Genomic DNA, 7588 nt, shown 5'->3' with positions numbered 1-7588 from the left:
AAATGAGTAAAACTTATAAAAGCTACCTAGTAGCAGTACTATGCTTCACAGTCTTAGCGATTGTACTTATGCCGTTTCTATACTTCACTACAGCATGGTCAATTGCAGGATTCGCAAGTATCGCAACATTCATATTCTATAAGGAATACTTTTATGAAGAATAAAAAAACTGCTACTTGCGCCAACAAGTAACAGTAACAAACATTTAAGAAATAAAATTCAAGTTAAATATAAAACGAAAAACGGAGGAAGTCAACCATGACTAAAAATTATAAAGACATGACGCAGGAAGAAATAAAAGACTTATTATCTGAAAAAACGGCAGAATTGTATGAATTAGCGAAAGAAATTAAGGGAGAAAGTAAATTTGATATTTTGCTTTTCTCATCAATAGGAGTTATCGACGGAGATTATTTAGCAGGTTCAAGTTCTGTGATTGGTCATACTTTTGATCTTGCTTACTTATTGGATAGCACTAAGAGTTATAAAGATATTGTCAATGTTCTCCAAATGTGTAAATCACAAAAAATTCTCGGTATAGATGACGACAAGGAGGACTAAAACAATGTATTACAAAACGGGTGACGTATGTCGAAAAATATTTAATGTAGATGGCTTTGATTTTCAATTAAGAGTTAAGAAGCGAGCATATAGTGTCGAAATAGTCGTTTTAGATCATGAAGGAAATTCAATTGACGGGCTACTAGTTTCTGACGAGAACGATCTATACACAGCTTTAGATATTTTGAAACAAAGTATTTATGAATGGATTGAAAATAACACAGATGAACAGGACAGACTAATTAACTTAGTCATGAAATGGTAGGTATAAGCATGAGAGATACAGAAAGAAATATATTGAATATTTTTAAGACGTTATTCGACGAATATACTTTGTCAAACCAACGAGCATTATTGGAAATTGAACGTAATCATCACGGATACTTATCGATTAATTTCTTGCACTATCACGACAGTTACAAAACAAACAATAAGCTTGTGCAGATACATGAAATCAATCCAGACAGCCATGAACGAATAAAAAAATTAATTATCGAGGTGCTAAGAGGTCATCGGAAGATTAAAAAAGGAGCATGAGGAAAGATATGAAAATAAATAAGTTAACTATATCGAACTTTGCTGGAATCAAAGAAGAAAAATTTAACTTTGACGGTAAAGATGCAAAAATATACGGCAATAATGCGACTGGCAAGACTACAACAGCAACCGCATTACAATGGCTGCTTTTCGATAAGGGTTTAGACGGTTCAACCAAATCATTTAACCCTGTACCTTTAAACGAAAAAAACGAAGAAAATTATGAGTTAATTCCGACTGTTTTCGCAGAATTTGAAATCGACGGAAAAATTACGACTTTTAAAAAAGAGTCACATCCTAAATACACAATAAATCAAAAAACGAATCGCAAGGAATACTCACGAAGTCGAACGAAGAAACAATATATCAATGATGAATCAATAAAAGTAAAGGATTATAAAGCTCGTATTGATGAACTGATTGATGAAGATGTATTCAAGTTAATTACGAACCCTCAAGCATTTAACTTACTAGATTGGAAGAAACGAAGAAGTTTGTTGTTTGAAATCGCTAAACCAATCAATGATGAGGATGTCATTAAAACAAATGATGATTTTAAAGAACTAAATAATATTCTTGGAGATCACGAAATTGAAACAAAGAAAAAGATTCTTACAGACAAGATAAAACAGATTAACAAAGATATCAAAGATATTCCGATACGTATTAACCAAACGCAACAAAATAAGCAGGATGTACCGGAATTCGATAATGATAGACACACAATCATAAAACAAGAAATTGAGCAACTTGAAAATGAGCGTATAGATATTCAAAACGGTGCAGAAGAAATTAATTTGCGTAACCAATTAGCTGATAAACAATCAGAATTGAAGCGCATAGAAGCTAATAATAGCGCCAGTAATGAGAACAAAATACATGCTTTAACAAATGAGCTACACGTTGAAAATGGAACGGTTGCGAATCTTAAAACAAGATTAAAGCAAAACAAACAACAAATTACACATGAAGAAAATCGACGTAATCAATTATTAGAAAATCATAAAGGATTAAAAAGTGATTTAGAAAAAGCTAAAAATCAAAAATTTGAATATCTTGATGACAATGTATGTAGTTGTTGTGGTCAACAGTTACCAGCTGAACAAGTGAGTGAGGTAAGAGAAAAAGCATTGCAGAAATTCAATGCAAACAAATCGAAAGAATTAGAAACAATACAAACATCTATCAATCACATTATTTCAGAGGGCAAGAAAATAAAGCCAATTATCGAGAAATTAGAGGATGACAACAATAATTTACAAATTAAAATCAACGAAGCAGAAGAGCGTTCAGCAAGAATACAAAACAAAATTAATAAGTTGAAAACAACTCACGTTGACGTTACGCAAACTGACGAATACAAAGCAGTAATGTTAGAGATAAATGAGATTAATCAAAAACGCTCTAACATCAGGAAAACTATTCAAGATAAAGTTTCAGGAATAGATGACAAAATAAGCGAACTTACTCAAGAAAAATTAGAAATTGAAGTGTCAATATCAATCGAAAAATCAAATAAACATCTAGATGATGTTATTTCTGAATTAAGAAATGAAGAAGACAGATTATTGGATGAAAAAGAAAAGTATTCACATGACCTTTATATCTTAAAAGAATTTACAACAACAAAAGTCAAAATGCTTACTGAAAACATCAATAACGAATTTGATATTGCTGAATTTAAGCTATTCAATACCTTAGTTAACGGCGAATTAGAAGAAACATGTTCAACAACGGTTAATGGTGTCGAGTATGACAGCGGTTTAAATAACGCCTCAAGAATTAATGTTGGCTTAGATATCATCAACACACTATCAAAACATTTTAAAGTTACAGCGCCAATATTTATTGATAATGCTGAATCAGTAACAGAGCTTATCAAAACAGAATCACAACAAATTCAATTGATAGTAAATGAACAAGATAAAAAATTAAGAATGGAGACTATATAAAATGACTGAAAATAATAAATTACAAACTATTGAACAACAATTAGTACAAGAAAAGAACGTATCTGACAACGTATTAAACAAAGTGAGAGTTTTAGAGTCACAAGGCAATTTGGAATTGCCAAATGATTATTCACCAAGTAATGCCATGAAACAAGCATGGTTACAAATCAGCCAAGATAACAAATTAATGAGTTGTAACGATACAAGCAAAGCAAATGCCTTATTAGACATGGTAACGCAAGGTTTAAATCCAGCTAAAAATCAATGCTACTTTATTCCTTACGGCAACAAAATGCAGTTACAACGTAGCTATCACGGTAATGTAATGATGTTAAAACGTGATGCAGGTGCTCAAGATGTTGTTGCTCAAGTGATTTATAAAGGCGATACATTCAAGCAAGAAATGGGAGAAACAGGACGTATCAAAGCGATTAAACACGAACAAGACTTCTTTAACATCGACAAAGAAAACATTATCGGTGCGTACTGCACAATCGTATTTAATGATGGACGAGATAACTATATTGAAGTCATGACTATTGAACAAATTAAACAAGCATGGATGCAGTCATCAATGATTAAAGATGAAAAAGCATTACAAAATTCTAAAACACATAATAATTTCAAAGAAGAAATGGCTAAAAAAACAGTTATCAATAGAGCTGCTAAACGTTATATCAACACATCAACAGATAGCAATCTTTTCAAATACGCACAAGAATCCGAACAACGTCAACGCAAAGAAGTGTTGGACGCAGAAGTTGAAGAAAATGCAAATCAAGAACAATTGGACTTTGAACAACCAGTTCTTGAAGAAGCACAATACACAGAATTAGAAAATGATAAGCCTATTGATGTATCTGACTTTGAAGAAATAAAAGAACCTGCAACAGAAAAAGAAAGCGAAGAAGAGCCATTTTAATTGAAACAATAGCAACTGGTTCAAGTGGTAACTGCTACGTCTTAAATGATGGACGTACTACGTTACTATTTGAGGCAGGTATAAAATTTGAACGTGTTCAAAAGCATTTCAAATATAAAACAAGACATATAGCAGGGTGTCTTATCACACACGAACATGGTGATCATGCAAAGTATACAAAGCAGTTTGTCGACAATGGTGTAATCAGCTATATGACTGCTGGAACACAACAAGCTATGAATTTTGAAAGTCATCGCTTATGCACGATTAAGGCAAAGCAAGAGCTGCGAATAGGCACATGGTCAATTCTACCGTTTGACATCGAACATGATGCTAACGAGCCTGTGGCTTTCTTATTACAAAGCACACTAGGTTATAAGGTTCTGTATGTTACTGATACAAAGTATTTGAAATACAAATTTAATGGCATTACGCACATGATGCTAGAAGTTAATTATATCTATGAACAAATGCAAGAAAACATAAAAAACGGCAGTGTGCACAGCACATTAGCAAACAGAATTATGGAGTCTCATTTTAGCTTAGAACATGCTATCGGAATGTTAAAAGCAAATGATTTAACTAGACTCGAAGAAATACATTTAATTCATTTAAGTAGTCAAAATTCAAATGCAAAATACATTAAAAGTGAAATACAAAAAGTGACGGGCGCGCCCGTTTATTTTGGAGGTTTATAAATGCTAAACAGAACAATATTAGTTGGTCGTTTAACTAGAGACCCAGAATTAAGAACCACTCAAAGTGGTGTAAATGTAGCATCATTCACATTAGCAGTTAACCGTACATTTACAAATGCACAAGGCGAGCGCGAGGCAGACTTTATTAATATCATCGTATTTAAAAAACAAGCAGAGAACGTTAATAAATACCTATCTAAAGGATCGTTGGCGGGCGTAGATGGTAGGTTACAAACGCGGAACTATGAAAATAAGGAAGGTCAACGTGTATACGTTACGGAAGTTATTGCTGATAGTATTCAATTTTTAGAACCGAAAAACTCAAATGACACTCAACAAGATTTATATCAACAACAAGTACAACAAACACGTGGACAATCGCAATATTCAAATAACAAACCAGTAAAAGATAATCCGTTTGCGAATGCAAATGGTCCGATTGAACTAAATGATGATGATTTACCATTCTAATTTAACCGGTTTGAAAGTGAGGTGTGTATATGACTGGTTGGATAAGTATTGATCGCTCAATTCAAAATCATTGGCTATTTAAAGAAAAGAGAACATTTTCAAAGTTCGAAGCATGGATATATTTACTCATGGAAGCGAATCATTCAGAGGCAAAAGTGCCTATAGGAAACCAAATTGTAACCGTTGAAAGAGGACAAAGATTAACATCTATTTTGACCTTGTCTGACCTTTTTAACTGGTCACGATTTAAAGTGAAAACCTTCCTTGACTTACTCGAGAGTGATGGAATGTTAGAAGTCAAAACAACATCAAAATATACCCTTATAACCATTGTCAATTATGACTTTTATCAAAGTGAGCAGGGCAGGAACCAACATCAAAACGACATCAAACCAACATCAAAACAACATCAGTCAAACATCAACCCAACATCAAAACAACATCAAACCAACACAAACAATAATGATAATAAAGATAATAATGAAAAGAATGTGAATAATGAGAAGAAGAAGGTAACCGCCTTCGACTTCTTCCAAGATAACGGATTCGGTTTCATAACTCCTTACAATTTAGACGATTTAAATTACTATCTTGATTCATTTGAAAATGATTCAGATGAAATAGTTACCGCATCACTTAAAATCGCTAAAGACAGAAACAAGGTTACTTGGGGATATGCTAAAAGCATTTTGAATACTTGGCTTAATGCAAACTTGAAATCTATTGAACAAGTACGTGCATTTGAAAAGCAACAACTTGAAAGCAAAAAACAAAATTATAAACCTTTCGTTAAACAATCAAAAGAAAAAACACCCAAATGGCTCACAGACAGCACGAGAGAAACGAAAACGCCGGAAGTAGATGAAAACCTTGAGAAAGACAGAGAAGCTTTTATTAAGCGTCTAAATAGCAAATGGGAGTGATTGAAAATGGATGCATTTGATAAATACTATCTATTTGATCATGACGGCAACAAAATGTTTTCAGTTACACCACATTTTAAAGATGGACGGCATTTAGTTGTTGGATTAAAACATACAAAATTCAATGGTCGACGTTGGTACTTAGATGATTATGAATTAAAAACACTTATTGATAATGAACAAATGGAGTTAGGACACCAAACAAGCTTATTTGAATATATATGAGGGATTACATGGAGATAGAAATTAAATTTAACGAAACTTTCGAGGCACCTATGGGCTCGCCTCGACCGCGTTTTAGCACAAAAGGTAGATATGCACACACATATATGCCTACAAAATATACAGAACATAAAAAATATTTACAAAATCAAATGCCAAAGCTAAATCTAGAAAATGCATTAAAAATTGAATTAGAGTTTTACTTTACTCCACCTAAATCATGGTCGAAGAAAAAGAAAACTCAAGCGATTGGACAATTAAAAGTAACTAAACCAGATATCGATAATTTGATGAAGACAGTTCTAGACGCTTGTAACAATTATTTGTGGAAAGATGACAATCAAATTGCAGAAATAACTAGCTCAAAGCGTTATGGAATTGAGCCCAAAATAATCATACGAATAGAAGAAATATAAGAGGTGGATAAAATGGCGAGAAAAGCAAGGATTGTAACAATAAATGATAAACCATATAGGTTTACCAAATCTGAAATGGAATTAATAGAAAGTCACGGTATAACCGCTGGAATGGTTTCTAAGAGAGTAAAAGACGGTTGGGAACTACATGAAGCAATGGACGCACCAGAAGGTACGCGTTTAAGCGAGTACAGAGAAAAGAAAACAATAGAAAGACTGGAACAAGCTAGACTCGAACGCAAATTGGAAAGAAAGCGAAAGAAAGAGGCTGAGCTAAGAAGAAAGAAGCCACATTTGTTTAATGTGCCTCAGAAACATCCAAGAGGACGTTATGCGTGCTACCTGATGGAAAACGACATATTCGTGAAAGTTAAGAAGTAGATCATGACAGATAACGCACGCAAAGAATACCTAAATCAATTCTTTGGATCTAAGAGATATCTGTATCAAGATAACGAACGAGTGGCACATATCCATGTAGCAAACGGCAATTATTACTTTCACGGGCATATCGTACCAGGTTGGCAAGGCGTAAAGAAGACGTTTGATACAGCCGAAGAGCTAGAAATATATATAAAGCAACATGGTTTGGAATACGAGAAACAGAAGCAACTAACTTTATTTTAGAGGAGATGGAAATGATGAATAACCGCGAACAAATTGAACAGTCCGTTATAAGTGCTAGTGCGTATAACGGTAATGACACAGAGGGATTACTAAAAGAGATTGAGGACGTATATAAGAAAGCGCAAGCGTTTGATGAAATACTTAAGGGTTTACCTAATGCTATGCAAGATGCACTCAAAGAAGATATTGGTCTTGATGAAGCAGTAGGGATTATGACGGGGCAAGTGGTCTATAAATATGAGGAGGAGCAGGAAAATGA

At 33.5% G+C, this 7588-nt stretch carries 14 protein-coding genes; all 14 read left to right on the top strand.

Translation table 11 applies throughout. From position 1 onward, the window contains the following. The first annotated feature begins 2 nt into the window (after positions 1–2). On the top strand, positions 3–164 hold the full coding sequence (locus HMPREF2658_RS01690; RefSeq protein WP_000048129.1) for a DUF1270 family protein: 162 nt from the start codon (positions 3–5) through the stop codon (positions 162–164). Between the two features lie 94 nt (positions 165–258). Beyond that, complete coding sequence (locus tag HMPREF2658_RS01685) at positions 259–561, top strand: DUF2482 family protein (RefSeq protein ID WP_000165371.1); 303 nt, start codon at positions 259–261, stop codon at positions 559–561. Between the two features lie 4 nt (positions 562–565). Beyond that, complete coding sequence (locus HMPREF2658_RS01680) at positions 566–826, top strand: DUF1108 family protein (RefSeq protein ID WP_000291510.1); 261 nt, start codon at positions 566–568, stop codon at positions 824–826. An 8-nt stretch (positions 827–834) separates the two neighbouring features. Beyond that, on the top strand, positions 835–1098 hold the full coding sequence (locus tag HMPREF2658_RS14000; RefSeq protein ID WP_001556054.1) for a hypothetical protein: 264 nt from the start codon (positions 835–837) through the stop codon (positions 1096–1098). 8 nt (positions 1099–1106) lie between these two features. Beyond that, a complete protein-coding gene (locus HMPREF2658_RS01675) occupies positions 1107–3050 on the top strand; it encodes an AAA family ATPase (protein WP_054194526.1) in 1944 nt (647 codons plus the stop codon). Position 3051: 1 nt separating this feature from the next. Further along, positions 3052–3972, top strand: a complete 921-nt coding sequence (locus tag HMPREF2658_RS01670) for a recombinase RecT (protein ID WP_000138475.1) — start codon at positions 3052–3054, stop codon at positions 3970–3972. An 80-nt stretch (positions 3973–4052) separates the two neighbouring features. Then, positions 4053–4670 (top strand): MBL fold metallo-hydrolase, encoded by a 618-nt coding sequence (locus HMPREF2658_RS01665; RefSeq protein ID WP_071665632.1) that lies wholly within the window; start codon positions 4053–4055, stop codon positions 4668–4670. Beyond that, complete coding sequence (ssb, locus tag HMPREF2658_RS01660) at positions 4671–5141, top strand: single-stranded DNA-binding protein (RefSeq protein WP_000934760.1); 471 nt, start codon at positions 4671–4673, stop codon at positions 5139–5141. Between the two features lie 29 nt (positions 5142–5170). After that, positions 5171–6064 (top strand): DnaD domain-containing protein, encoded by an 894-nt coding sequence (locus HMPREF2658_RS01655; protein WP_000148321.1) that lies wholly within the window; start codon positions 5171–5173, stop codon positions 6062–6064. A 6-nt stretch (positions 6065–6070) separates the two neighbouring features. Beyond that, on the top strand, positions 6071–6289 hold the full coding sequence (locus tag HMPREF2658_RS01650; RefSeq protein ID WP_000338530.1) for a hypothetical protein: 219 nt from the start codon (positions 6071–6073) through the stop codon (positions 6287–6289). 8 nt (positions 6290–6297) lie between these two features. Next, complete coding sequence (locus HMPREF2658_RS01645; protein ID WP_000401960.1) at positions 6298–6702, top strand: RusA family crossover junction endodeoxyribonuclease; 405 nt, start codon at positions 6298–6300, stop codon at positions 6700–6702. A 12-nt stretch (positions 6703–6714) separates the two neighbouring features. Beyond that, entirely contained in the window at positions 6715–7083 is a 369-nt protein-coding gene (locus HMPREF2658_RS01640; protein WP_000101288.1) for an SA1788 family PVL leukocidin-associated protein, read from the top strand. 3 nt (positions 7084–7086) lie between these two features. Further along, a complete protein-coding gene (locus HMPREF2658_RS01635) occupies positions 7087–7329 on the top strand; it encodes an SAV1978 family virulence-associated passenger protein (RefSeq protein ID WP_000131370.1) in 243 nt (80 codons plus the stop codon). 14 nt (positions 7330–7343) lie between these two features. Continuing rightward, positions 7344–7588 (top strand): type II toxin-antitoxin system toxin HigB (locus HMPREF2658_RS01630; protein WP_070854179.1); only part of this gene is annotated, 245 nt, incomplete at its 3' end.

The organism is Staphylococcus sp. HMSC062H10, assembly GCF_001836945.1.
Taxonomy (GTDB): Bacteria; Bacillota; Bacilli; order Staphylococcales; family Staphylococcaceae; genus Staphylococcus; species Staphylococcus aureus.
Note: the sequence above shows the minus strand (reverse complement) of the source record. Positions and strands in the feature narration are given on the sequence as shown.